This is a genomic window from Oceanobacter sp. 4_MG-2023, from assembly GCF_030689165.1.
Taxonomy (GTDB): Bacteria; Pseudomonadota; Gammaproteobacteria; order Pseudomonadales; family Oceanobacteraceae; genus Oceanobacter.
The window spans coordinates 38064-60055 of sequence record NZ_JAUYVV010000020.1 but is presented as its reverse complement, the minus strand read 5'-3'; the positions used below and the strand labels follow the sequence as shown (position 1 = coordinate 60055).

Here is a 21992-nt window from a genome sequence, read left to right as displayed (position 1 = left end):
GCATTCTGGATGAGCTGCCCGATACGGCAAGGATTACCGGTGGCCGTGTTTGACCACACCCCCACGGTAGTGGGGACAATCAGATCTGTGGCCATTGTCATGCTGGTCAGCGTGTTTACCAATCTGGCACCTGCTCAGGCACAGCTGCCTGCTCCTGATCACCACTCCGCTGATCTGCCCATGGCGGCCAATAACGATAAGAAACAAACCTCACAGACGCCGTCAGCCGGGGAGGCTGTCGATCGTATACGGGTCATTCGGGTTCAGGCCGGGGATACACTGAGCGAAATGTTCAGTGCCAACCAGGTGTCAGTGACTGACTTGCATTACATTATGGAGGCGGATGAGGCGTATTTGTCGTTGGAGACACTGACCCCAGGCACCGAGCTTGCGTTGGTATACGATCCCCAGGGCCGGTTTTCAGCACTCACACTGCGTTTGGATGCGGCTCGCAAGGTCACTTATGTCAAACAACCCGATGGCTCTTTTGAATATCAGGCATTCACCGCGGATACCCGCTGGGTGGTTGAAGTGCTCCGGGGCGTTGTGGATGGCAGCTTGTATACATCCGCGCTTCGCGCCGGACTGACCAAGGCCCAAATCCTGCTGATTGATCAGTTATTGGGGAACCGGTTGAATTTCCGCAAGGACTTGCGCAAGGGAGATACGTTTTCGGTCATTGTCGGGCATGAGGTCACCAGTAACCAGAGCACCGGCCATACTCGTCTGGAGGCCATTTCACTGGTGCGTGGCGATCAAACCTACACCGCTTTTCTGTTCGAGGATGGCAATTACTACAATGACAAGGGTGAAAGCGTAACCCCGGCCTTTATGCGCTGGCCGACCCGAAAACCTTATCGGGTCAGTTCTGCTTTTAGTCCAAACCGATTGCACCCGATTACCGGGCGGCGGTCGCCGCATAACGGGGTCGATCTGGCGACTCCGCCGGGGACTGTGATCGTCAGTACCGGGGATGGTACGGTGCGGCGTATCGGTAATCATCGATACGCGGGCAAATACATCGATATTGATCATGGTGGTGCGTACACAACGCGCTATCTGCATCTGCAGAAAATTCTGGTGCGAAAAGGCGATCAGGTGCAGCGCGGCGAGAAAATTGCCTTGTCGGGGAATACCGGCCGCAGCACTGGTCCCCATTTGCATTTTGAGTTTCACATCAACGGCCGACCGGTTGATCCTATGACGGCGGATATCCCAACGGCGGCTGCCATTCCTCTGGCGGATCTCGCTCGCTTCAAGGCCAAGCTCAAACAACGACAAATCGTGATGAAATACGCTGCCAGCCGCTCCGATATTCTGCAGGTCACGGCTCCTTCCTGATGGGGTCGGACGGCAAGTCTGAAGGGCTGGTGATCCTGTGCCGCAATGGCGCGTCATGCGATGTCTATGTCTATGTCGATGTGCTGGATGCGGTGCTTTGATCATGCTGCGGGCACTGGCTGTTCCGGCCATCTGCAAGGGAATATCGGCAGTGATGCCGGGGGCACAAAGGCACTCCTGGCCATTGCTGAGTGCCCTTGTTTGTATGTCGTCGTCTGAATTATTTCTTTTTGACTCCGCCCTGGCGAGCCTTGAAGCGGGGATTGCTTTTACAAATCACATAACAACGACCACGGCGTCTGACAATCTGGCAGTCTGGATGGCGTAGTTTCGCAGTCTTGAGTGAGCTTAATACCTGCATGTATCAGCCTCCGGTTCAGGATTTGCCCAGCCGGGTTTTCATACCCGCAAAGCGTTGGTTAAAGCGGGCAATACGGCCTTCTTTATTCGTTTTCCGTTGCTCTCCGGTGTACACCGGATGGGAGGCACTGGACACTTCAATGTTAATCAGTGGGTAGGTTTTGCCATCTTCCCACTCAATGGTTTCGGTGGATGTGCAGGTTGATCGGGTCAAAAACGTTGCGCCGCAGCTGGTGTCTCGAAACACAACGTAATCATAGGTTGGATGAATCCCTGGTTTCATGGCATTGCTCCTTAAAGTTATAAAGTAACATTTATTATTGAAACTCATTCGCATCTAAAAGTAAAAAATATGAGAATTATTCTTATTTGATTTGGAGAGTCAAAATAAGAATGATCAATGAGTGCTGGCAGACCAGGCCTGCCACTGGATCTTTATTTATAAGCCGCGGCAGCTCTTTGCTAACGGGTGTTTGGTTTTATTGATTTTGAGTGCTGCCAGATAGCGCCGTCTTGCTGTTGAGCAGCCGGTACCGCAGACAGAGGATCACTGAGGATCAGACAGAGTGGAGGCTTTCGGGTAGATCATTTTCCTTAAAATAGAGCAGTTGGTTTATTTTATTGCTCTATAAATGGGCGTTTTTATATTTTTCAGGACTATATTTGAAACTTTAGTATTAGATTTATGAATGATCATGACATAAATCATGGTGTTATGGCTGCTTACCTATGTTTTTGTCAATAAGTTTCAAGATGTGGCGCGATGTGTGCTTACGCATGTTTACGATCAACAACGGAAGCTGATCTGACTTGACAAATTAACCGGGAAAATTTCTTCAAAATTTTCAAACCAAGGTAAAAATATGCAAGCCTCCAAACAGGTACTCAGTATTACCGCAGTAACCGCAGCCATGTTGCTGCTTTCTGGCTGCGGAAGTTCCTCTTCCGATAACGATTCTCCTGCCGCCGCTGCTGAGGATTTCAACTTTTCTGAAGCAACGATCGCCAGTGTTCATAGCGCCATTACATCTGGACAGATGAGCTGCGAGCAAATTGTCAGCGGTTATCTGGATCGCATTAACACCTATGACACGGTGGTGGGTGGCACAGAGCTCAACTCTGTTGTGCTGACCAATCCGAATGCCATTGGCCGAGCCATTGAATTTGACCAGAATTACGGTACCGACGCTGATCTCGATGATCAGCCGCTGTACTGTATCCCGGTGCTGCCAAAAGATAACTACAACACCTCGGATATGTACACGTCTGGTGGTGCAACTGCATTCCAGTACAACCAGCCGAGCCGCGATGCCTATACCATCGAAAAACTGCGTGACGCCGGTGCCATTATCCTGGGTAAAGCGAACATGGATGAGCTGGCATTTGGCTTCCGTGGTGAAAGCTCCGTGCGTGGTCTGGTCAAGAATGCTTATGACCAGACCAAAGGTGCGGGCGGTTCTTCTACTGGTACCGGCGCAAGTATCGCCGCTAGCCTGGCCGTTTTTGGCCTGGGTACTGATACCGGTGGTTCCATCCGTGTTCCGTCCAGCCTCGGTGGACTGGTTGGTATTCGTCCCAGCATGAGACTGGTAAGTCAGGACGGCATCATGCCTCTGGCTGCCTGGCAGGATACTGGCGGCCCAATGTGCCGGACGGTTGAAGACTGTGCCGTTGCGATGGACGTATTGGTTGGTTTTGATGAGTCTTCACATTCAGGTCAGCGCGAAGTCTTCGATATCGATGGCGCACTGGTGGCTGATGAAGCCTCTTATCAAGAAGTAACAGGCGTTCCGGAAAGCTACACCGCGTTCCTTGATGCTGATGCACTGAACGGTGCTCGTATCGGTGTGGTACGTGGTCTGTTTGGTGATAATGAAGGTGATAATGCGATCGTACAGGCCAAGCTGAACGAAGCACTGGCGGCAATGGAAGCGGCAGGTGCCACGGTTGAAGACGTCGTGATCCCGGATATGGACGATATTCTGAGCAAATACCGCAGTATGTCGTCGTATGAGTTCGCCCGCGATATGGAAACCTACCTGCATAGCTGGTCGAGTAACCTGGACGGACACTTGCGTACCTATCAGGACTTCCAGGACAGCGCCGGCTACCTGGAGCGTAACACCAGAACCATCGCATCACGTAACAACCTTGATGTGGATCTGAGCACTGATGAAACATACCTTCTGAACACGGTTGATCGCCCAACGTTTGTGCGTCCCCGTATTCTGGAAGCCCTGGACAATACCGCTGCTGGTGAAGGTGCAGAGCCGTACGACGTGCTGTTGTACCCAACCCTGCAAAGCCTGGCCGGTGATCTGGGTAGCAGCCCAAGTGCTGGTAGTGCGAACCGTCTGAGCCCGTTCTCTGGCTTCCCTGCCTTGTCCATGCCTGCTGGTATGGCGGATGAAGACGACGGCGTTAGCCCAGCACAGCCTGTGGGTTTCGAAATTCTGGCCCGAGAGTTTGATGAAGCAACGCTGATCAGCATCGCTTACTCTTACCAGGAAGTGGCACAGCCACGTCAAGCACCGACTTATTACCCTGAACTGACGTCTGTTCAGTAACGGTCTGGTGATCGCGCAGAGCAGTATGCTTATTGCTCTGCGCGAGATTATCCAGTCTGACCTTGATTGCCTGGGTCGACTGGGTATGTCCTCTGGCAGGGCACATCCTGTGCAATCCAGCGGCAGCCGACAAAGTATATGAACCCGTGAATATCAACGGACACAACACCGTGACTCCCCTCAATTGTGAACCTCTCTCGGCTTTCTGAAACGCCTGTTTTATTTCCCTGGCATCACTATGAATAACCACCCGCGCATCGCATACAGAACAGGGTAGGTTTTTACCGTGCTCATTTCTCTCTGTGTTGGGGTCTCGTGTTTATTGGCGATAACACGCTTCTTTTCTGCCTGTATTTATTGGTGCTTCTCTGTCCCTGCCTAAGGTGGCTGGGCACAAAATCAAAAGCCGCCACGGGCGCATATGGCAATTATTGTAATCCCCCATTTACTATGATCCAGCTGTCCCTTGTCCCGGGACACAGGACGGGAGCCTGAAAGGCACCATGAAGAGTCAAGATGCTTTTCTGTTGTTGACACTGGTCAGCCTTGAAAAACAGAAAAAAGTGCCTCTTTGATCCCTTCTGACAATGGATTGCTATGCGATGAACATGACATGGAATAGCAGCAAGGGCCGATCACACAGGCTGAATAATTGACGGTATTACACCAGGGAGATGTGTACCCCCTGCGTTGCCTCCCAGACTTTCTGACGGTTCTGGTTAGTTTGCTCTGCTGATCATTGATCCCGTAAACAAGAATCCTATTTCCCGGAATTGACGCCAATATATGGGCGATTTTTTGGGCTACCTACGTAATATGAAAGGTCATCGGTTAACAATAAAAAGAAGTGTGACCATGAATAATCAGCAGACTGTTGTATCGCCAGATCGTGCCTGTTATCAGGTTCGCGTGATGAATGAATCACGATGCTTTGAAACCAACTCACAAAACAATGTACTGGCCAGTATGGGCTGGGCAGAGAATTCCCCGGTGCCGGTTGGCTGCAAGGGCGGTGGCTGTGGTAAATGCCGCGTCAAGGTGACCAGTGGCACTTACCTCAGCAAAAAGATGAGTCGGGCGCATATTACGCCACGGGATGAAGAGCAGAGTATTGTGTTGGCGTGTCGTATTTTTGCCCAGAGTGATATTCATCTGATACCGCTTGAGGCTTGAGCAAGCCGCGGACGCGGTTTATCTAACTACTGTTCTACTGTTCGAGACAGCAGTACCCCGCAAGGGGACTGCTGCCGTGCTGATCGTGGCGGTTTATTCCGCCGCATCGACTTCCGGGTAATTTTGCGGGAACAGGGCGCGACGGGCAGCGTCATCCAACTCACTCTGGAATTCGGCGTGCTGGCCAATGGTGCGGGCGCGTTCGACGGCTGGACGGCTGTTGATACGGTCAAACCAGGCCTTTAGGTGCGGAAATTCACTCAGAGCACCATCATCACCCAGTACCACGGTAGCCTTGTCGATCCAGCCCCAGGCGGCAATGTCTGCGATGCTGTATTGCTCACCGACGATAAAGGTACGGCTCGCCAGATGGGTATTCAGCACTGAATAATGACGGCGGGCTTCACGCCAGTAACGATTGAGGGCGTAAGGAATCGGCTCTGGGGCGGCGCGACGAAAATGCACTGATTGACCAGAGTAAGGCCCCAGCCCGGTAGCCACAAACATCAGCCAGGACAGCAACTCGGCACGAGTGGCTGGTGTGCCCCCCAGTTGACCACTTTTTTCTGACAAATAGAGCAGGATGGCGTTGGAGTCGAACACCCGTACGCCGTCGTCTTCAATCGCTGGCGTCTTGCCATTGGGGTTAATGGCGCGGTATTCCGGGCGGTGTTGTTCACCCTTGAGGGTGTCCACCGGGATCAGTTCGTAAGGCATGCCGGTTTCTTCCAGAAACAGGGCCACCTTGGTTGGGTTCGGGGTTGGGTGGTAGTAAAACTTGATCATTTCGGGCTCCAGGCAAATTGTTGAAAGCGTTCATCCGCTGGTGTTTTGGCGAAGTGATTGATGTAGTTGCTCATTACTTTTTGCGCCATGCCCAGCGTGATCTCCAAGACTTGTTTGGGGCCATAGCCTGCAGCATAAAAAGTATCCAGTTCGGCATCGGCAAGGTTGCCGCGACCACGCAGCATCGCCAGTGTGGTGTCATGCAGCGCTTGCAGTTTGGCGGTTGGCATGGCCGTACCATTACGGAGTGCTTCGGTCAGCGCCGGATCAACCTTCATCATATTGGCAATGGCAGTGTGAGCCGGTACGCAGTAATGGCACTGGTGTTCAACATTGATGGTTTGCCAGACGACGGTGAGTTCTTCAGCATCAAATGAGGTTTGCGTAAATAATTGGTGCAGCTGTTGGTAGGCTTCCAGTGTTTCTGGCGATTCGGCCATCACGGCGTGCAGACCCGGAATAGAGCCAAAGGCTCGTAACGATTTTTCCAGCAGCGGCTTGCTTTCGGCCGGGGCGGATTCCAGGGTGTGCAGAGTAAAGGATTGCATGTTTGCTCCAGAGGCCCGCGATTGTCGCGGTTATTTATTAATCATTGGAATCACTCTAGCTGGATTTGAACGTTTGTTCAAGGTAGAATTGAACGATCGTTACAAAAAGAGAATTCAAGGGTGTCTCACGCCAAGCATGATCGCCAAGAGGCGATCCACAACGCCACACAACTGTTTTGGGCAAAAGGGTTTCACGCTACCTCCATGCGTAATATCCAGCAGGCCATGGATATGCGTCCTGGCAGTATTTACGCCAGCTTCGGCAGTAAAGAAGGCTTGTTCAAGGAAGTGCTGGGCCACTATGCCGCGATGAGTAAAGCGCGGCTGCGTACCAGTGTGGAGCAGGCGGGATCGCCGCTGGCCGGATTAAAAGCCTTTGTTAAAGGCGCGGTATGCAGTGATCCGGCATCGACTCCCAGCAGTATGTGTATGCTGGTGAAAACCATCACCGAACTGACCGATGACAACGCCGATTTACTGGCAGAAGCCAAATATTGGCTGGCCGAAATGGAAGCCGCCTTTGCCGAGGTACTGACTCAGGCGCGAGCAAGCGGAGAGACCGCAGCGACTGCTGATCCAGAGCGGCAAGCACGTTATTTGCAGGTCCAGCTGATGGGGTTACGCTCTTATGCGCGTGCCCGCCCGGGTGAATGCCATCTCGATGAATTGGTCGACGATGTGTTTGAGCATCTGCGCGGCTGACAGAGCGAGCGGATTGCTGGCGTTTACGACGCCAGCTGCGCCAACAGAGCGGTTATGGCCGTTGTCGCAATAGCCTTGTCCTGCTTGGCCGTCGCGCCTGAAACGCCTACCGCTCCAATCAGTTCGCCATTCACCAGAATGGGCAAACCACCCCCGAATGCCATCAGGCCACCATCGATCTGATCCATGCCGAGCAGCTTCTCTTGCTCGATAACCTGACCAAACACATCGGTCGGGCACTGAAATAAAACCGCTGTCCTGGCCTTGCGCTGACTGACTTCAGTTGACCCCAGAAAGGCCTTGTCCATCCGCAGGAAAGCAACCTGGTTGGCACCGCTGTCGACGACCGAAATACAGACATTCAATCCCATATCCTCGGCTTGTTTAACCGCATCATCGAGCATCTGGCGAGCTTGTTGGCAATTGATCGGGTTCATGGCGTGACCTTTTTATCAGGAAATCGGAATGCATGAATGCAGCCGCCAAGACAGCATCCAAAGAGTGACGATGCTACCACTGGGGCAGGATCGGCAGAGTACCAGATTCGGGATTTTACAATACCGAAGAGACCAGACTCAGGCAGTAACGACCCGGACGGACGCCCTCTGTGATTGTTCGAACACAGCGCCAGATCATGGCAGACGCCGTTTAATGACCTGTTTATTTTTTCATCATTTTAGTTAGAGTCCTAACTAAAAATCTCCCTGCAAACCGTTGCCCTATGGGGTTTTCCACGCCAACAATCCATTCACGAACCGCCTGCCTTCATACCTGACAGTGTGGATTATCTGCGCCTCTTCAGTTGACATCAGCGCTGAAGCCGTTACATTTTGGTTAAACGATCATTTAACAAAAAAGATTCTGGCCAGTAGAGGACTTCCTATGCCGAAGTTGGGAGTAGCAGAAATACGTAGACCACAATTGATTGAGGCCACCATGGATTCAATCAACGAAGTGGGTTTACACAAAGCCAGCGTAGTAATTATCAGCGGCAAGGCAGGGGTATCGCCGGCCATTATCAACCACCACTTTGGCGGCAAGGATAATTTGCTAGAGGCGACCATGCGGTCGGTGCTGAAACAACTATCGAGCAGTGTCCGCAAGCAGCTGGATCAGGTGGCGCGTGATGATGTCCGTGGCCGTCTGGATGCCATTGTCTGCGGTAACTTCGACAAGTCGCAGACGGACCCACGGGTGGTAAAAACCTGGCTGGCGTTCTGGTCGCAATCGATGCACGTACCGGCGCTGTTCCGGTTACAGCGGGTCAACGAAAAGCGCTTGCTGTCGTATCTGATGTTTGAGTTGAAGCAGGTGATGCCCCGGCATCAGGCCTGGCAGACCGCCCAGACCATCGCGGCGCTGATCGATGGTATCTGGCTGCGTGGCGCATTACGGCCGGAAGGCATTGATGTCGGGATGGCGAAAAAACTGATCAGTGATTACATCGGCCAGCAACTGGCGAGCGTCGATGCTGATGATGCCCCGGCCCGACCGACGACCCCTATTCAGAACTAGAAGGTAACTCCATGCAAACCCACACTCTGTACATTCACGGCCAGTATCAGGACGCCACTTCTGGTAAAACATTTGCGACCTGTAACCCGGCAACCGGCGAAACCATTGCACTGATCCAGCAGGCCTCCAGTGCCGACGTCGACCGGGCTGTGGTTTCTGCCCAGGCCGGTTTCAAGGTCTGGTCGGCCATGACCGGGATGGAACGCAGCCGTATTTTGCGCAAGGCGGTTGAGATTCTGCGCCAGCGTAACGACGAGCTGGCCATGCTGGAAGTACTGGACACTGGCAAGCCGATTCAGGAAGCCAACTGCGTCGACATCGTCACCGGTGCCGATGTGGTGGAATATTTTGCGGGCCTGGCACCGTCGATTCAGGGCGAGCAGCAAGATCTGGGTGGCAGCAACTTTTTCTATACCCGCCGCGAACCATTGGGTGTCGTGGCTGGCATCGGTGCCTGGAATTACCCGATCCAGATCGCCATGTGGAAATCCGCTCCGGCGCTGGCAGCCGGTAACGCCATGGTGTTCAAACCCTCGGAAGAAACGCCGCTGACGGCGATGAAGCTGGCCGAGATTTACACCGAAGCCGGTGTGCCGGATGGTGTTTTTAACGTCGTGCAAGGGGACTACCGGGTCGGGGAAGCGCTGACTCATCACGCTGATATTGCCAAGGTGTCGTTTACCGGCGAGTGCGGTACCGGCAAAAAAGTGATGGCTGCCAGTGCCACCACACTGAAAGACATCACCATGGAGCTGGGTGGCAAATCACCACTGATCATTTTTGATGACGCCGATCTGACCAACGCGGTGTCGGCGGCAATGATTGCTAATTTTTACACCCAGGGCGAAGTCTGCACCAACGGCACCCGGGTGTTTGTGCACGATGCCATTTACGACGCCTTCCTCAGCCAGCTGCAAGAACGCACCGCCAGGCTGACCATGGGCGACCCCAGCGATCCAGCTACCCAGGTCGGGGCGCTGATCAGTATCGACCATATGCACAAGGTACTGGGATATATCGACGCCGCCAAAGAGGCGGGTGCCCGTCTGGTGATTGGTGGTGAACGGGCCATGACCGGTGACTGTGCCAAGGGGGCTTTTGTGCAGCCGACCGTCTTTGCCGATTGCCACGACGATATGCCTAACGTGAAAGATGAGATCTTTGGCCCGGTGATGTCGGTGCTGCGTTTCAGTGATGAAGCGGAGGTGATCCGCCGTGCCAACGCAACGGACTTCGGTCTGGCTGCCGGGGTCTTTACCCGTGATTTCTCCTGTGCCCATCGGGTGATCGCGGCAATGGAAGCCGGTATTTGCTGGATCAACAGTTGGGGCGCTTCACCGGCCGAAATGCCCGTGGGTGGTTACAAGTTGTCGGGCATTGGCCGAGAAAACGGGGTGGAAACCCTGAATCACTATACCCAGACCAAAAGCGTGTTTATTGAGCTGGGAGATGTCGAGAGTCCTTACGCATGAGTGGTCAATACGATTTTATTATTGTCGGCGCCGGCAGTGCTGGTTGTGTGCTGGCCAATCGCCTGAGCGCCAGCGGCGAGTACAAGGTGTTGTTACTGGAAGCCGGTGGCAGCGACAAAAGCATATTTATCCAGATGCCGACCGCGCTGTCGTACCCGATGAATACCGAAAAATACGCCTGGCAGTTTGAAACCCTGCCAGAGCCGGGCATCGACAACCGGGTATTACATTGCCCGCGCGGCAAGGTGCTGGGTGGCGGATCATCCATTAATGGCATGGTGTACGTCCGTGGCCATGCCCGAGACTTTGACGAATGGCAAGCCCACGGCGCAGAAGGGTGGGATTACCAGCACTGCTTGCCGTATTTCAAAAAGGCCGAGTGCTGGATGGGTGGCGAGAGCGAATACCGCGGTGGTCATGGCCCGGTCGGCACCAACAACGGCAACAACATGAGCCTGAACCCGCTGTATCAAGCCTTTATCGACGCCGGTAAAGACGCCGGCTATCCATACACTCCGGACTACAACGGTTATCAGCAGGAAGGCTTTGGGCCAATGCATATGACCGTCAAAGACGGTGTGCGGGCCTCGACTTCCAATGCCTATTTGCGGGAGGCGCTATCGCGTCCCAACCTGACGCTGAAAACCGGTGTGGTGGTACACAAGGTGTTGTTGAACGGCGATGGCCCGACGCTGGAAGCCACTGGCATCCAGTTTGAAAGCAACGGCAAGGTCGAACAGCACACTGCCCGCCGGGAAGTGATTCTGGCGGCAGGCTCCATCGGTTCACCACAGTTGCTGCAATTATCCGGGATTGGCCCCAGGGATGTCCTGGCCAAGGCTGGCGTCAGCGTGCAACACGAGCTGCCGGGAGTGGGCGAAAACCTGCAAGACCATCTGGAAGTCTATTTCCAGTTTTACTGCCACCAGCCAATCACCCTGAACGGCAAACTCGACCTGTTTAACAAGGGGTTGATCGGTGCTCGCTGGCTGCTGTTCAAAAATGGTCTGGGCGCCACCAACCACTTCGAAAGCTGCGCCTTTATTCGCTCCCGGGCGGGAGTGGAATGGCCCAATATTCAATATCACTTCTTGCCTGCGGCGATGCGTTACGACGGTCAGGCAGCCTTCGATGGTCATGGCTTCCAGGTGCATGTCGGGCCGAATAAACCGGCCAGCCGCGGCAAGGTCTGGATTACTTCTGCCGACCCTCACGCCAAACCATCGATTTTCTTTAATTACATCGGCACCGAACAAGACCGGCAGGACTGGCGCGACACCATTCGCCTGACTCGCGAAATCATTCTGCAACCGGCGCTGGACGCGTATCGGGGGGATGAAATCCAGCCCGGTGCGGCGGTTCAGACCGATGCCGAGATTGACGCCTGGGTTCGGGCCAATGTCGAGAGCGCCTATCACCCGTCCTGTACCTGCAAGATCGGGGCAGACGACGACCCGATGGCGGTGCTGGACAGCGCTTGCCGGGTGCGGGGCATCGACAGCCTGCGGGTAGTGGATTCTTCCATCTTCCCGACCATTACCAATGGCAACCTGAATGCCCCGACCATCATGGTGGCAGAAAAGGCCGCCGACCTGATTCTAGGCAAGGGCGCTGCCACCGCAGCGGATGTCCCTGTCTGGATAGACCCCGACTGGCCAACCCAACAGCGCAGCGGTACGCCCAAGCGTGCGCTGGCCAACTCCACCGGCAGCGAAGATGCTGCATAACGCCCAACGTCACTGATGTATCTGCACCGCCAGGCCCCGCCTGGTGATGAGCCGTAACTGATATTCAACCACTGAGGACAAGTCATGAAGACTGCAACATCGTTTACCGTATCCACCATCGCCCTGAGCCTGCTGATGCACGCCGGAGCCGCCAGCGCTGACCAGTGCGACACCGTCCGTTTTGCGGATGTCGGCTGGACCGATATCACCGCCACCACCGCTGTTGCCTCGGTGGTGCTGCAAGGCATGGGCTACGATACCAAAACCCAGTTGCTGTCGGTGCCGGTGACTTACAAGTCCCTTGCCAACAAGGACATTGATGTGTTCCTGGGTAACTGGATGCCGACCATGCAGGCCGATATCGAGCCTTACCTGAAAAACAACAGCGTGCAAGATCTTGGCCCCAACCTGACCGGTGCCAAATACACCCTGGCCGTGCCGAAATACGCCTACGACGCCGGTGTCAAAAGCTTTGACGACCTGGTGAAATTTGCCGATAAGTTTGATGACAGGATTTACGGTATCGAGCCGGGCAATGATGGCAACCGCCTGATTCAGGACATGATCGACCAGAACGCCTTTGGCCTGAAAGACTTTACTCTGGTGGAATCGAGCGAAGCCGGCATGTTGTCGCAAGTGAAGCGCGCCGTCCGTCGTGACAAATGGATTGCCTTCCTTGGTTGGGCACCACACCCAATGAACGCCAGCGTTGACATGATGTACCTCGACGGTGGTGATGACTTCTTTGGCCCCAACTACGGCGGTGCCAATGTGCATACCAACGTCAGCCAGGGCTATCTGGAAAGCTGTCCGAACATTGGCAAGTTGCTGACCAACCTGACTTTCACCCTGCCGCTGGAAAACGAAATCATGGGCGCGATCCTGAACGATGGCAAAAAGCCGGAAGTCGCAGCGACCAACTGGCTGAAAGCCAACCCGGGCGTATTGACCCAGTGGCTGGCCGGAGTGAAAACCAACAGCGGTGCGGATGCGCTGCCAGCGGTACAGGCCTACCTGAAAAAGTAGACCGCCTCCCGGTCGGATAACGGCCAACCTGACCAACCATCAATAACCGGTTGGCTGACCATCCCGAACCAGGTGCGGCCAACACCGCTCTGGTTTGGAGTCTCTCGACAAGTCTGTGTTATCGCCGATCTGGTTGTGGTTCTGACCGCATCAGAGCCGTAGCCTGAGCCAGTGATAACGCAGACTTCTCCAGAGATTTCCGCTAACGATCAGAATGACCAGATCAAAAAAAAACAGAACAAACAGAGGCTTGATATGAACTGGCTGTCCGATAACAAATTGCCGCTGGGCGCATGGATGGAAACATTCGTCGACTGGCTGACCGACCACGGAGCCTGGTTTTTTGACCTGGTGTCCATTTCTCTGGAATGGGTGATCACCTCGCTGGTGACTCTGTTCCAATGGTTTCACCCGGCTGTACCGATTATTGCGACAGCAGCCATGGCCTGGTTTCTGCACCGCAGCATCCGACTGGTGCTGTTTGTTGTCGCCTCGATGCTGCTGATTATCAACCTTGGTTATTGGGCCGAGATGATCGAGACCTTTGTGCTGGTCGTTACCGCCACCACGATTTGTATTCTGACTGGTGTCCCTGTAGGCATCTATGCCGGTCACAAACCCAAGGTGTACAACTATTTGCGGCCGGTGCTCGACCTGATGCAGACCGTCCCAACCTTCGTATACCTGATCCCGACCCTGGTGCTGTTTGGCCTTGGCGTGGTGCCCGGCCTGATCTCGACCATTGTGTTTGCCATTGCCGCCCCGATCCGGCTGACCTACCTCGGCATTCGTAACGTCCCGGAAGAACTGATTGAAGCGGGCAAGGCCTTTGGTGCCACGCCCCGGCAATTATTGTGGAAAGTCGAGCTGCCTGCTGCGCTGCCCAGCATTATGGCCGGTGTGACCCAGTGCATCATGCTGTCGTTATCCATGGTGGTGGTGGCCGCGCTGGTCGGTGCCGATGGTTTGGGCAAACCGGTGATCCGGGCACTCAACACGGTGAATATTTCGCAAGGCTTTGAAGCCGGTATCGCCATCGTGCTGGTGGCTATTATTCTCGATCGTATTTTCAAAGCGCCGGGCAAGGCAGAGGTATAACCATGAACGCCATTTCTATCAGAAATCTTGATGTTGTTTTTGGCGACACGGTCGCCCCCGCGCTGGCATTGCTGGATCAGGGTAAAACCCGCCAGCAGATCATCGAATCCACCGGCAGTGTGGTGGGCGTGCATAACGCCAGCATCGAGGTCAAGCAAGGGGAGATCTGTGTCTTGATGGGGTTGTCTGGCTCCGGCAAGTCCAGCCTGTTGCGGGCGGTGAATGGCCTTAACCCGATCTCTCGTGGTCAGGTACTGGTCAAGGATGGCGACGGCCAGGTTGATGTCGGCAGCTGTGACGCCAATACCTTGCGGCGGCTGCGGGCCGAACGGGTATCGATGGTATTCCAGAAATTTGCCCTGATGCCCTGGTTATCGGTGCTCGACAACGTTGCTTATGGTCTCGAACTGATGGGGCAAGGCAAGGCCGAGCGCCATCAGAAAGCCATGGAAAAACTCGACATGGTCGGTCTGACCGACTGGAAGGATGCATTACCGGCGGAGCTATCCGGAGGCATGCAACAGCGGGTTGGCCTGGCTCGGGCATTTGCCATGGACAGCGATATTCTGTTGATGGACGAGCCATTCTCTGCACTCGACCCACTGATTCGGGCGCAACTACAGGATGAACTGCTGGTGCTGCAGCGCAGCCTCAACAAGACCATTCTGTTTGTGTCTCATGACCTGGACGAAGCGTTAAAAATTGGCACCAATATCGTCATTATGGAATCAGCCCGGATTATTCAGCAGGGCGCACCGGAAGACATTGTAATGAACCCGGCCACCGCCTATGTGGAAGACTTTGTTGCCCATACCAACCCATTGAATGTCCTGGCTGGCCGGTCTCTGATGACCGCAGCGGATGAGCTGACGCGGAAAGGGAACGACACCCTGGTGTGTAGCGAAAAAGACATCTGGCTGGCGTCCGATGGCAAAACAGCCCATCGCCACGGCGAACCGGTCCCCATGCAACAATGCGGCATCGAGGCCAACACGGATATGCCACCACTGGGCACCATGGCAATGACAACGCCAGATATTTCCATGCGACGGGCGATCGAAATCCGTTATGCCACCGAGCAACCCGTGGTGCTGGCTGAACATGGCAAACTGGTGGGAGTACTGACCGACCATAACTTCTATCACGCCATGCTGGGTAAACATTTTAATGGTGCTGCTACGGCGTAATCTTGCGCGCCGTGCACCATTGAGCATCGAGCCTGGCTTTGTCCGTGGGGTTGGATGCCCGTGGCAAGACTACTCCTCTGCCAGTGCGCTATTGGCCCGGTCTTGCAGTGGCTTGAGTAAATAATTCATCAGTGTGCGTTCACCGGTACGAATAAACAGACTGACCGACATACCCGGTCTTGGGGTGAAATCCTCTAATTGTTGATAACCATCCGGGCCAATACGGACCAGCACGGCATAGTAGGGCAGGCCGGTCTGATCATCTTCCGAGCGGTCGGCGGCGACGGTTGCAACCGTGCCCATGATATCGGGCGTACGGTTCTGGTTGGCCGCAGGAAACAGAATCCGAACAGGTAAACCGGGTTCGACTTTATCGATCAGGTGCACTGGTACCTGGGCTTCAACGACCAGGGTGCCACTGGCAGGCACCACATCGAGCAGATGACTGCCCGGATTGATAAAGCCGCCTTCGGTAAATACACTCAGCCCCATGGCCACGCCATCGACAGGGGCCAATACCCGGGTTTGCTCCAGACTGTATTGGGCTGAGCGCAGCTTTTGCGCCAGGGATAACAGATTGAGTTCAGCCTCGGCATAGGCTTCGTGTACCTGTTCGAGAAAGGATTGCTGATGCGACGATTGGCGGATGGCTAACTCTTGCAGCTGTTGCTGCAATTGCCCTAGCTGACCGATATTCTCGGCCAGTTTACTGTCGGTTTCGGCGTGCAGGCGCTCCATTTCCAGCAAGCGTACCCGGGAGACATAACCGGATTTTTCCAGTGCTTTCATTCCCGCTAGTTGCTCATCCAGCGTGGCACGCTGACGGCGGCGGCTGCTATTGCTGTCGCTCAGACCTTTCAGTTGGTAATCCATGCCGGTGATGATTTCATCGTAGCTTTGTAAGGCTTGTGCCAGTGAGCGCTGCCGGGCCTGGAACAACCGTTGCTGGCTGTGTACGGCATCGGTGGCCCGCTCCATCAAGTCCGCCGGAAACTCAATGTTTGCTTGCCCATCGCGTTCCGCTTTCAGACGAGTCAGCAAGGCCAGGGCATTGTCGTACTGAATCTGCACTTCACGCAGATGCGCCTCGGCCCGGGTCGGATTCAGACGGATCAATACCTGCCCTGCGTGGACCTGGTCGCCGTCGCGTACCAGAATACGCTCAATCTGACCGCCATCCGGATGAAACAGACTCTTGCGCTGCCCTTCGACGATCAGCTGACCATTGACCGGAACGCCCTTGTCCAGTGGTGCCAATGAGGCCCAGCCAAGAAACCCCAGTACACCGGCAATAATCAACAGCCAGCCGGCGCGTACATAGCGCTGACTCTGGTAGGGAATGGCCATCTCTGTGTTGGCTGCGCGCAGGGTGTGAGCATATGGCAATGTGGTTACGGTCATTGTCCGCTGGCCTTTGTGGAGTGGGATTTTGAAGAAGACGAAGGCGTTGAAGGTGATTCTGGGGCCGACGATGGGGCTGCTGTGCTGAACGACACCGTTGGCGAGTGATAAACCTCCGGCGTTGGCTTGATCTTCTTCGCCGCCCCCGACAACACCTGCTCCCTTGGCCCAAAGGCGCGCATCTGGCCATCCGCCAATACCAACAAATGGGAGCAGGACGACACCAGCGCTGGACGATGAGTAATCACCACCACCGTACCGCCCCTGTGTTGTTGGCTAATGATTACCTGCTTGAGGGCCTGTTCGCCAGCGTCATCCAGGCTGGCGTCCGGTTCATCCAGCACCAGTAACGCCGGGTTACGGTACAAGGCCCGAGCCAGCCCGACCCGCTGGCGTTGACCGCCGGATAATCCCCGGCCGTTTTCTCCCAACAGGGTCTCGTAACCGTCGGGTTTTTGCAGAATCAGCTCATGGATACCCGCCAGCTTGGCCGCCGCGACCACCTGCTCGGCATCGACCTCACCAAAGCGGGCAATATTATCGCTGATGGAACCGGCAAACAGCTCGACATCCTGCGGCAGATACCCCAGCGAAGGGCCAAGCTCCGCTTTGTTCCAGCGAAAAATATCCGCTCCATCAAGACGGACTTTGCCAGATGCCGCAGGCCATACCCCAACCAACAGCCGCGCCAATGTCGACTTGCCAGAGCCAGACGGCCCCAATACGCCGAGCACACTGCCGGATGGCAACTGGAAATTCAGTCGTGATAACACCACTTGCCGTGTGCCCGGTATTGCAGCACTGAGATGTTCAATACTCAATTCACCAGAAGGGGCGGGCAGAGACAATGTTGTTACAGGAGGAGGGCAGGCCTGCAGCAACTCCGACAGCCGATGATAAGACTGCCGCGCTGTGGTCCATTGCTTCCAGGCGCCAATAACCGCATCCACCGGAGCCAGAGCACGACCCATTAAAATAGAAGCGGCAATCATCATCCCGGCACTGATCTCACCCGAGATCACCAGCAACGCAGCCAACCCCAGAATCATCGACTGTAAGGTAATACGGATACCACGACTGGCCGCCGCCACCGAACCGGCTTTTTCACTGGCAATTCGGTGATGATCCAAAAACTGTTGGTGTAACTGAAACCAGCGCTGCCGCAACGCTGGCAACATGCCCATGGCCTCAATCACCTCGGCATTACGCAATACCGAGTCCGCCTGATAACCGGATTTGATTGACGACTGATTGGCTGCCTGCAAGGGTTTTTGGGTGAGTTTTTCATTCAGTATCGCCAACCCGATCAACACCAGGCTGCCCACCGTTGCAAACAAACCCAACCAGACATCAAACATATAGATTACCGCCAGATACACCGGCACCCAGGGCGCATCAAAAAACGCCAGCAAGGGGCTGCCGGTCAAAAACTGACGAATACCGTTAAGATCACCCAACGACTGGTTGGCGTTAAAGCCGCCCTTGCGCAAACTGGCAATAAAAGACGACGAATACACCTGTTGACTGAGCTGAATATCCAACTTTGTGCCCAGCCGCACCAGCACCCGACTACGAATAAACTCCAGCGCTGCCATTAACAGATACAAGCCCAGCAAGATCAGACTGAGCATCAACAGCGTCATACTGTTTTGCGAACTGATCACCCGATCGTACACCTGCAACATATAAATAGCCGGGGCCAGCATCAGTAAGTTGATCACGGCACTGAAGGCCGCCACCGACATAAACACCGACTTGCAGCTCAACAACGCCTCACGCAGTGGGGAAGTATTGGCTGAGGCAGCCGCTTCAGGTTTCATAACAGACTCCGGGATTCAGGCTTTTTATCCAGCCGGCGCTGGGTAACTGCGCCGACTGAGATAGAGATTAAAGGTAGTTGTTAAAGATGGTTATTTTAATGGTGGTTATGGTCGTTATGAGTGATCGCTGTACCCCGGAAACCGGAGCAGAGGCTATCCATGGATTAACTGGCCGACGTCACCCGACGGCGACGGAACAACAGCAAGGCTGCGGGTAGCAGCAGAAGAGGGTTAAAAGCACCGCCGGAGGAGGAGCCGGCATCAACGGATTCACTGGTTTCGACAGTTATATCTAAAGGCGTTGCCGATACTTCATCGCCACCCAGACCGGTACAGGTCAGCTCATACGTATACTCGCCGGGTACTCCTGTAATTTCTTTAGAGCCGCTGACAGCTTGCTCGGTATCCAATGTGCCCCAGTTAGTGTCACAGCTGGCGGCATTTTCGGTTTGCCAATTGATGGTAAAGGTTTCACCTTGTTCGACTTCGTACAAATCTGAACGAAAATCAATAATGGATACTGGATCCGGTAGACCGGAGGCCAGCACTCTGAGGGTTTGGCTGGATTGTTCTGTACCGTTATCACAGGTCAGGACAAATTCGTTGGTGCCTTCGTTAGCGATAACCACTGTTTGGCTGGCATCTGTCAGCTCAGAGATGGCCTCGTCCCAGTCGCCGCTGGCGCTACAAGTTACGTCGCTGAGTTCCCCGGATGGATTCGTGACATTCCAGTTCAAAGTGGCCTGCAAAGCCCCCGACTCCCAAGTCAATTCAGGGGTTTCTGTCCAAAAGGCGGTGATAACTGGAGACGTTGGGATAATATCGGTATCGACTTTAAACACCGTACTGCTTGAAGCTGTAGTTGAACCAAAAAAGTTACCGTCTGGGCTGACAGGGCTAAGACCGACCGGAAAGGCTTTTACATCATTGTCAGAACTGAACTCATATAAGGTTTCAAATATGTCGGTTACGGGGTCGAGCCTATATAAGGTTCCCTCACCGTTGGCATTTGTTGTTACATTGCTTCCGCCCTTACTAGTGACGCCGTAAATCATTCCATCCATGCCCAATTGCAAAGTACGCGGTGAATTACCCATGGGCGAGGAAGTGCCATTAAAATCGACTACCTTGAACCAAGAAGCATCAATGGTGTCGGCATCCCCGGAAGATAAATCCAGGCTATTGAGTATTCCATCACCACCATCTACTGCCGGATGGCCATCGGTAATATAATAAAGTTTATCGTTAGTGGTGGTTAACCATGCTTCAGAGTCTAAACCTGGGTCTTCCAGAATATAAGCTTGGCGTAGTACCGAATAGTCATAATTATTGGCGGTATCGATTTTAAAAATGGTTCCAACTCTAAAAGTGGTGCCACCGCTTTCAAAACTTTTATTGCCCCCCTCGGTATTTATGCCGTAAATCGTCTGGCCATCGGCATTGATAAATAAATTGACGGGATCATAACCTTCTTCGAGCGCTTGCTCTTCATTGTCGCCTTCTGCGTCCACAACAAATTCTTTGATAACTTCTAATTCGCCTTCGGCACTTAAACGGTAAATACGGTTAACAGCCTCAATTTCTGTATCGCCTTCAGCCTTACTGATAAAGTAGAGATTATCGTCGTTATCCAACACCATATTGCCGGTTGGACAAATGGCCGCACCCAGATTGGTTGTCATATCCACCATTCTTTCCGAAGCTTCCTCAGCCCAAGGGGTATATTTAGTAATGGAACCATAAACCCGGCCGGTAATCTCACTACTCCCTTGTATTTCTCGAAGAATCTCTGGGCAGCGAGTTTCTGCACTGTGCCCTAAAAAAATCTGCCCGCGATGATTACTGACCAAAGTAGTGGCTTCATAGTAAAAGTCGACTTCATCCAATTGCGGGTCACTGCCATCGGGTTCCATCGATAAAATAGAGAGAACAGATGGAGATGAAGATCCATCGATATATTTGCCGTAAAGACGACCGTCAGAACCGTAAATAAACTTGGTGAGTACAATATCCGTTTGATCGGTGGAATAAATTCTCTCAACCGACGGAGCGGCCTGCAAACTGAAACTGATTCCCGTTAGTAACAGAGTGCTGATTATACGTTTGGAAAACATATTTCTTCTCCAGAAAATAAAAAAGGGCCGCCTTAAAAAGGCAGCCCCAAAGGTTAATTAAACAACAAAGTTGTCTGTAGTTAGGCCAGATGAAACACCTGTGATTTCAACTGTATGTGCAATAAACCCTTCATAGTAGGTGAGCACGGCATTACCCGTGCTGTAATCAACCGCGGTAACAGCAGCGGCCGCATCTGCAAAGCTGTTGATTCCATCAATATTGATGACATCACCGCCGGAACCGACTTGGAAACCGGCATTAACAAGGTCATCACCCCCGCTCAGGACAAACGCATCTTGACCGCTAAAGGCATCAAACGTATCGGCAACGCTGGTTCCGTTGTGAGTAATGTCATTGGCGTTAAGGATGGTTTCCAGCGTACTGATATCGCCGCTCATCAGACCATTAATCAGATCGTGCACATCGTTGTCGTCAGTAGCAGAGTTACGATCAATAATTTCGTCGTAAGCACCATCACTGTCGTTATCCAACATGCCGTTGCCAATGGCTTCGTACAGGCCATCAATGGCGAACAAATCAGAGGCCAGACTACCGCTACTGTAAGCACCATCACCGAAGGTCAGAGTATCGATTGCACCGGCCAGAGTGTGGGATGGTGAGGTGCCACCGGTGTAAATCATGTCATCGGAAGAGTAAGTGGTACCGCTGCTGTCTTCCAGAGTGACGGTTTCACCTGCAATCAGAAAACTGACATCACTTTCAGAAGTCATGGTGTTGGCCAGGTCACTACCGATCACTTGGGTGTAGTAGTAAGACTCACTGTAAGTTTCGTCACCAATATCCAGGTCGCTGCCAGGGCCGTCAGCAAAGGTCATATTGGCGGCGTGTGTGGTCTCGCTGTAGGTGGTTTCGTAATAAGTAAAGTAGTCCTGCAGGCCGTCGTAGCTGGAAAAGTTACTGTCGTAAGTAATGGTTAAACTCATATTGAAATCTCCATGATCAGGTTGAGTTTACAAGTGGTCGTATCCGTAAAATCCGGTAGAATCAGAGCCTGTATGTGATAGGTAAACGCTGCTTTCCGGTGTTGTACGAGATGACCAGAGGGTGGCCTTGACGGGATCAAGGCCGTGGTTGCTTCAGGGTGGCGTTGCCGCGCCACCCTGATGGCAATAGCGTTAAGTGTTGGGGTGATA

General features: G+C 53.6%; 19 protein-coding genes. 10 read left to right on the top strand and 9 right to left on the bottom strand.

Going from position 1 to position 21992, the window contains the following annotated elements; translation table 11 throughout:
* Positions 1-9 precede the first annotated feature (9 nt).
* Entirely contained in the window at positions 10-1341 is a 1332-nt protein-coding gene (locus Q8W24_RS13310; RefSeq protein ID WP_305475594.1) for a peptidoglycan DD-metalloendopeptidase family protein, read from the top strand.
* A gap of 220 nt (positions 1342-1561) precedes the next feature.
* Here the strand turns inward: Q8W24_RS13310 and ykgO are convergent, their stop codons facing one another.
* Complete coding sequence (gene ykgO, locus Q8W24_RS13305) at positions 1562-1702, bottom strand: type B 50S ribosomal protein L36 (RefSeq protein WP_303433248.1); 141 nt, start codon at positions 1700-1702, stop codon at positions 1562-1564.
* Between the two features lie 15 nt (positions 1703-1717).
* Entirely contained in the window at positions 1718-1984 is a 267-nt protein-coding gene (locus Q8W24_RS13300) for a type B 50S ribosomal protein L31 (RefSeq protein WP_303433249.1), read from the bottom strand.
* Positions 1985-2564: 580 nt separating this feature from the next.
* Between Q8W24_RS13300 and Q8W24_RS13295 the strand changes: the two genes are divergently transcribed.
* Together Q8W24_RS13295 and Q8W24_RS13290 are read left to right on the top strand one after the other, a co-directional pair.
* Positions 2565-4268: an amidase gene (locus Q8W24_RS13295; RefSeq protein WP_305475592.1), complete on the top strand. Its 1704-nt coding sequence runs from the start codon at positions 2565-2567 to the stop codon at positions 4266-4268.
* A gap of 855 nt (positions 4269-5123) precedes the next feature.
* Entirely contained in the window at positions 5124-5441 is a 318-nt protein-coding gene (locus Q8W24_RS13290) for a 2Fe-2S iron-sulfur cluster-binding protein (protein WP_303433251.1), read from the top strand.
* 93 nt (positions 5442-5534) lie between these two features.
* On the opposite strand, the gene Q8W24_RS13285 is transcribed toward Q8W24_RS13290, so the two are convergent.
* Both Q8W24_RS13285 and Q8W24_RS13280 read right to left on the bottom strand, forming a co-directional pair.
* Positions 5535-6227, bottom strand: a complete 693-nt coding sequence (locus Q8W24_RS13285) for a glutathione S-transferase family protein (RefSeq protein ID WP_303433252.1) — start codon at positions 6225-6227, stop codon at positions 5535-5537.
* A complete protein-coding gene (locus Q8W24_RS13280; RefSeq protein ID WP_305415058.1) occupies positions 6224-6775 on the bottom strand; it encodes a carboxymuconolactone decarboxylase family protein in 552 nt (183 codons plus the stop codon). Before Q8W24_RS13280 ends, Q8W24_RS13285 begins: the two co-directional genes overlap by 4 nt.
* A 120-nt stretch (positions 6776-6895) precedes the next feature.
* On the opposite strand from Q8W24_RS13280, the gene Q8W24_RS13275 reads away from it, so the two are divergent.
* A complete protein-coding gene (locus Q8W24_RS13275) occupies positions 6896-7477 on the top strand; it encodes a TetR/AcrR family transcriptional regulator (RefSeq protein WP_303433254.1) in 582 nt (193 codons plus the stop codon).
* Positions 7478-7500: 23 nt separating this feature from the next.
* On the opposite strand, the gene Q8W24_RS13270 is transcribed toward Q8W24_RS13275, so the two are convergent.
* A complete protein-coding gene (locus Q8W24_RS13270; RefSeq protein WP_305452203.1) occupies positions 7501-7914 on the bottom strand; it encodes a heme-binding protein in 414 nt (137 codons plus the stop codon).
* Positions 7915-8359: 445 nt separating this feature from the next.
* Here Q8W24_RS13270 and betI point away from each other — a divergent pair, with 445 nt between their 5' ends.
* The 6 genes from betI to choV all read left to right on the top strand — a co-directional run bounded on the left by betI (position 8360) and on the right by choV (position 15502).
* Entirely contained in the window at positions 8360-8992 is a 633-nt protein-coding gene (gene betI / locus Q8W24_RS13265) for a transcriptional regulator BetI (protein ID WP_303433256.1), read from the top strand.
* Between the two features lie 11 nt (positions 8993-9003).
* Positions 9004-10464, top strand: coding sequence for a betaine-aldehyde dehydrogenase (gene betB, locus Q8W24_RS13260; protein WP_305475590.1), 1461 nt, complete (start codon positions 9004-9006; stop codon positions 10462-10464).
* Positions 10461-12191, top strand: coding sequence for a choline dehydrogenase (betA, locus tag Q8W24_RS13255; RefSeq protein WP_305475588.1), 1731 nt, complete (start codon positions 10461-10463; stop codon positions 12189-12191). The genes betB and betA overlap by 4 nt, the downstream gene beginning before the upstream one ends.
* Before the next feature lie 84 nt (positions 12192-12275).
* Positions 12276-13217, top strand: coding sequence for a choline ABC transporter substrate-binding protein (locus Q8W24_RS13250; RefSeq protein ID WP_305475586.1), 942 nt, complete (start codon positions 12276-12278; stop codon positions 13215-13217).
* Between the two features lie 255 nt (positions 13218-13472).
* Positions 13473-14315 carry a choline ABC transporter permease subunit gene (choW, locus tag Q8W24_RS13245; protein ID WP_303433260.1) on the top strand — a complete coding sequence of 281 codons (843 nt, stop codon included), beginning with the start codon at positions 13473-13475 and terminating at the stop codon, positions 14313-14315.
* A gap of 2 nt (positions 14316-14317) precedes the next feature.
* A complete protein-coding gene (gene choV, locus Q8W24_RS13240) occupies positions 14318-15502 on the top strand; it encodes a choline ABC transporter ATP-binding protein (RefSeq protein ID WP_305475584.1) in 1185 nt (394 codons plus the stop codon).
* 69 nt (positions 15503-15571) lie between these two features.
* Here choV and Q8W24_RS13235 read toward each other — a convergent pair whose 3' ends face one another.
* From Q8W24_RS13235 to Q8W24_RS13220, 4 genes are all read right to left on the bottom strand, one after another.
* Positions 15572-16903 (bottom strand): HlyD family type I secretion periplasmic adaptor subunit, encoded by a 1332-nt coding sequence (locus Q8W24_RS13235; protein ID WP_305475582.1) that lies wholly within the window; start codon positions 16901-16903, stop codon positions 15572-15574.
* Positions 16900-18723, bottom strand: a complete 1824-nt coding sequence (locus tag Q8W24_RS13230; protein ID WP_305475580.1) for a type I secretion system permease/ATPase — start codon at positions 18721-18723, stop codon at positions 16900-16902. The genes Q8W24_RS13235 and Q8W24_RS13230 overlap by 4 nt, the downstream gene beginning before the upstream one ends.
* 164 nt (positions 18724-18887) lie before the next feature.
* A complete protein-coding gene (locus Q8W24_RS13225; RefSeq protein ID WP_305475578.1) occupies positions 18888-20837 on the bottom strand; it encodes a choice-of-anchor tandem repeat GloVer-containing protein in 1950 nt (649 codons plus the stop codon).
* A gap of 57 nt (positions 20838-20894) precedes the next feature.
* Positions 20895-21782 carry a hypothetical protein gene (locus Q8W24_RS13220; protein WP_305475576.1) on the bottom strand — a complete coding sequence of 296 codons (888 nt, stop codon included), beginning with the start codon at positions 21780-21782 and terminating at the stop codon, positions 20895-20897.
* Between the last annotated feature and the right edge of the window lie 210 nt (positions 21783-21992).

What these genes read in the sequence shown, in the direction of transcription:
- Q8W24_RS13290 (WP_303433251.1), top strand. Translation starts at nt 5,124, where the DNA reads ATGAATAATCAGCAGACTGTTGTATCGCCAGATCGTGCCTGTTATCAG.
- Q8W24_RS13280 (WP_305415058.1), bottom strand. Translation starts at nt 6,775, where the DNA reads ATGCAATCCTTTACTCTGCACACCCTGGAATCCGCCCCGGCCGAAAGC.
- Q8W24_RS13270 (WP_305452203.1), bottom strand. Translation starts at nt 7,914, where the DNA reads ATGAACCCGATCAATTGCCAACAAGCTCGCCAGATGCTCGATGATGCG.
- ykgO (WP_303433248.1), bottom strand. Translation starts at nt 1,702, where the DNA reads ATGCAGGTATTAAGCTCACTCAAGACTGCGAAACTACGCCATCCAGAC.
- choV (WP_305475584.1), top strand. Translation starts at nt 14,318, where the DNA reads ATGAACGCCATTTCTATCAGAAATCTTGATGTTGTTTTTGGCGACACG.
- Q8W24_RS13300 (WP_303433249.1), bottom strand. Translation starts at nt 1,984, where the DNA reads ATGAAACCAGGGATTCATCCAACCTATGATTACGTTGTGTTTCGAGAC.
- betA (WP_305475588.1), top strand. Translation starts at nt 10,461, where the DNA reads ATGAGTGGTCAATACGATTTTATTATTGTCGGCGCCGGCAGTGCTGGT.
- Q8W24_RS13220 (WP_305475576.1), bottom strand. Translation starts at nt 21,782, where the DNA reads ATGAGTTTAACCATTACTTACGACAGTAACTTTTCCAGCTACGACGGC.
- betB (WP_305475590.1), top strand. Translation starts at nt 9,004, where the DNA reads ATGCAAACCCACACTCTGTACATTCACGGCCAGTATCAGGACGCCACT.
- Q8W24_RS13235 (WP_305475582.1), bottom strand. Translation starts at nt 16,903, where the DNA reads ATGACCGTAACCACATTGCCATATGCTCACACCCTGCGCGCAGCCAAC.
- Q8W24_RS13285 (WP_303433252.1), bottom strand. Translation starts at nt 6,227, where the DNA reads ATGATCAAGTTTTACTACCACCCAACCCCGAACCCAACCAAGGTGGCC.
- Q8W24_RS13230 (WP_305475580.1), bottom strand. Translation starts at nt 18,723, where the DNA reads ATGAAACCTGAAGCGGCTGCCTCAGCCAATACTTCCCCACTGCGTGAG.
- Q8W24_RS13225 (WP_305475578.1), bottom strand. Translation starts at nt 20,837, where the DNA reads ATGTTTTCCAAACGTATAATCAGCACTCTGTTACTAACGGGAATCAGT.
- Q8W24_RS13250 (WP_305475586.1), top strand. Translation starts at nt 12,276, where the DNA reads ATGAAGACTGCAACATCGTTTACCGTATCCACCATCGCCCTGAGCCTG.
- Q8W24_RS13295 (WP_305475592.1), top strand. Translation starts at nt 2,565, where the DNA reads ATGCAAGCCTCCAAACAGGTACTCAGTATTACCGCAGTAACCGCAGCC.
- choW (WP_303433260.1), top strand. Translation starts at nt 13,473, where the DNA reads ATGAACTGGCTGTCCGATAACAAATTGCCGCTGGGCGCATGGATGGAA.
- Q8W24_RS13310 (WP_305475594.1), top strand. Translation starts at nt 10, where the DNA reads ATGAGCTGCCCGATACGGCAAGGATTACCGGTGGCCGTGTTTGACCAC.
- betI (WP_303433256.1), top strand. Translation starts at nt 8,360, where the DNA reads ATGCCGAAGTTGGGAGTAGCAGAAATACGTAGACCACAATTGATTGAG.